The organism is Streptomyces himastatinicus ATCC 53653 (assembly GCF_000158915.1).
GTDB lineage: Bacteria > Actinomycetota > Actinomycetes > Streptomycetales > Streptomycetaceae > Streptomyces > Streptomyces himastatinicus.
Genome location: NZ_GG657754.1, coordinates 5840909 through 5843764, shown reverse-complemented (window position 1 = coordinate 5843764; position 2856 = coordinate 5840909). Strand labels below are relative to the sequence as shown.

4 protein-coding genes are annotated in these 2856 nt (G+C 74.7%); 3 read left to right on the top strand and 1 reads right to left on the bottom strand.

Features of this window, described 5'->3' with window-relative positions; translation table 11 throughout:
* Both SSOG_RS24845 and SSOG_RS24840 read left to right on the top strand, forming a co-directional pair.
* Positions 1-431: iron chelate uptake ABC transporter family permease subunit (locus SSOG_RS24845; RefSeq protein WP_154686109.1), on the top strand; the 431-nt coding region annotated here is incomplete at its 5' end.
* Positions 428-1276 (top strand): ABC transporter ATP-binding protein, encoded by an 849-nt coding sequence (locus SSOG_RS24840; protein WP_009717003.1) that lies wholly within the window; start codon positions 428-430, stop codon positions 1274-1276. The genes SSOG_RS24845 and SSOG_RS24840, both read left to right, overlap by 4 nt.
* A 32-nt stretch (positions 1277-1308) precedes the next feature.
* On the opposite strand, the gene SSOG_RS24835 is transcribed toward SSOG_RS24840, so the two are convergent.
* Positions 1309-2541, bottom strand: coding sequence for a hypothetical protein (locus tag SSOG_RS24835; RefSeq protein WP_039938612.1), 1233 nt, complete (start codon positions 2539-2541; stop codon positions 1309-1311).
* A 114-nt stretch (positions 2542-2655) separates the two neighbouring features.
* On the opposite strand from SSOG_RS24835, the gene SSOG_RS56280 reads away from it, so the two are divergent.
* The coding region (locus SSOG_RS56280; RefSeq protein WP_154686108.1) for a hypothetical protein at positions 2656-2856 on the top strand (201 nt) is incomplete at its 3' end.

The following is a 2856-nucleotide window of genomic DNA, read 5'->3' as shown; positions in this document are numbered from 1 at the left end:
TGGGCGCTGCTGTTCCTGGAGCCGCCGTGCTGTGGGCGGCGCGGGCGCAGCGCACCGTCTCGAAGGACGACGACACGGCGACCGCGCTGGGCGTACGGCTCGGGCGGGTACGGCTCGGGCTCGCCACCCTCGGCATCGTCCTCGCCGCGATGGCGACGGGCGCGGCGGGCCCGGTCGACTTCGTGGCGCTGCTCGCCCCGCAGATCGCCCGCCGGATGACCCGTACCGCGCAGATCCCGCTCCTCTGCTCGGCGCTGACCGGCGCGTTCATCGTCGTCGCCGCCGATCTGCTGGCGCGCAAGGCGTTCGCGCCGACCGAACTGCCGGTGGGAGTGCTGACCGCCGCGGTCGGCGCCCCGTATCTGATCTACCTGCTGCTGACGTCCGGGGGACGCGGCCGCAGCAGCCGCAACGGAGGCACCACGGCATGACCGCATCCACAACGGGGCGGCTCGCCGCCCGCGCGCTGACCCTCGCCTACGAGGACCGGACCGTCGTGGACGGCCTCGACCTGGTGATACCCGACGGCGAGGTCACGGTCATCGTCGGCCCCAACGCCTGCGGCAAGTCCACCCTGCTGCGCGCCCTCGGCCGCCTCCTCAAGCCGCACGGCGGCGCCGTCCTCCTCGACGGCACGGACCTCGCCCGCATCCCCACCAAGAAGATCGCCCAGTCGGTCGGGCTCCTCCCGCAGACCCCGGTCGCGCCCGACGCGATCACCGTCGCCGACCTCGTCTCCCGCGGCCGCCAGCCGCATCAGCACTGGTGGCAGCAGTGGTCCGACGAGGACGAGCGCGCGGTCGGCGACGCGATGGAGCGTACGGACGTGACGGAACTGGCCGACCGGCTGGTGGACGAGCTGTCCGGGGGCCAGCGGCAGCGCGTCTGGATCGCGATGGCCCTCGCGCAGGAGACCGGCCTTCTGCTGCTGGACGAGCCGACGACCTACCTGGACATCGCCCACCAGGTGGAGGTGCTGGACCTGGTCCGCCAGCTCAACCACGAGCGCGGCCGTACGGTGGTGGCCGTCCTGCACGACCTCAACCAGGCGGCGCGGTACGCGGACCACCTGATCGCGATGAAGGAGGGACGCATCGTCGCGCGCGGGCGCCCATCGGAGGTGGTCACGGCGGAGCTGGTGCACGAGGTGTTCGGGCTGGAGTCGGTCGTCGTACCGGATCCGGTGACGGGCAGCCCCCTCGTCGTCCCGGGCGCGCCGTGGCAGGCGGCGGACGACGCCGTGGTGGACGCGTCGGCCAAGGCGGAGCGCGGCTGACGACCGGGCTGCCAGCCGGACCGGCTGACCGCTCAGCCTCTACGGCGGGCCCGCCACACCAGGAAGAGCACCGTGGCGACGGCCGCGCCGCGCACGACCACCGGCCAGGTCTCGGTGAGCACGTCCTTCATCCCGTCCTCCGGGATGGGGTCGCCCCACTTGCCGCTGGTCCGGCCCCACAGCCAGACCATCGCCCCGGCCGCCACCAGGCCGGGCATGCCCAGCACCGCCCACTTCGCCTCGGCGCGGGACAGCTTGCCGGTGGCGTACGTGAGCACCCAGCCGAACGCGAGCACGACGATGTTGCCCATCACGGCGCCCGCGACGAGCAGCACGATCGAGAGCAGCAGCACCGGGCTGAGCCCCGCCGCCCAACCGGCCCGGGCGCCCGCCTTGCCGGTGCCGCCCTCCGCGTCGGCGGACTTGCCGGGGCCGAGCAGGGCGCGGCGCACCAGGCCGCGCCGACGCGTCTTCTTCCCCGCGGCCTCCGCCTCGGCTGCCTCGGCGGCCTCGGCCTCGGCCGCCTCCTCCGCCGCCCGCTTCTCGGCCTCCCGCTTCTCCCGCTCTTCCTGCTGCTCCTGCTCGACCGTCTTGCCGCTGCCGAGCAGTTCGGGCAGCTCGATGCCGCCGACGAAGCCCTCGACGAAGCCGAGCCCGCCGTCCGGCTGCTCGGGCTGGGCGAACGGGCCCGGCTCCACATGCCACCAGTCGGGGTTCGACTCGCGCGGGCCCAACTCGTCCTGGCCCGCCAGATGGGGCCCGGACCGACGCCGGGGGGCCTCGGGCGCTTCGGGCGCCTCGGGGGTCACGGGCGTGTGCTTGGCGAGGGAGACGGAGGGGTCGTCGCCCCCCGTACCGTTCGGCCCGTTCGGCTCGCGTGGTGAGGGCACCTTGTTGCTGAGTCCGGTGCGTTCGGCGAGCCCGGCCAGCTTGTCGCGGGCCGCGCGCGCCGCGCCCGACGTCCGCGTACCTCCGCCGGAACCGCTCGACACACTGGGGCCACCGCCCCCGCCCGGGGTGCCGTCACCGACGGACGCCCCGCCGCCCGCCGCGGCGACCACCTCGGCGGGCGTGCCCAGCTTGGCCAGAATCCGCTTCACCCCGGCCGCGCTGTCCGTACCGCCCGTCGACCGCCGGTGGTCGATGTCGGCCCGCAGCCCGGAGACCAGCCGCATCCGTTCACCGGACGGCAGGCCCTGCTGCTGAGCCAGGTCCCCGACACGGCTCAGATAGTCGTAGACGAGCTTTTCGCTCTCGATCCCCACCAAGACCCCTGAGAATGCGCATGGTCGGCGTGCCAGACGGCACCGACGGTACCGTGCGGAGGCCGGATTGCGCCGCACCCCCGGCGCCCGGCACCCCCGGGTACTGTGGATCGAATGAGCAGCTCGCGTAATCGGGAGGCATGCGTGACCGCAGGGACCGGCCCAGACGCCAGCGGTCGCGCGGCGCCCCGCACGCTGGCCGAGGAGCTGCGCACGCGCCCCGACGAGGCGCTCACCGCCCTGCTGCGCGCCCGCCCCGACCTGCTGTCCCCCGTCCCGGGCGACCTCACCCAGCTCGCCACCCGGGCGGGCACC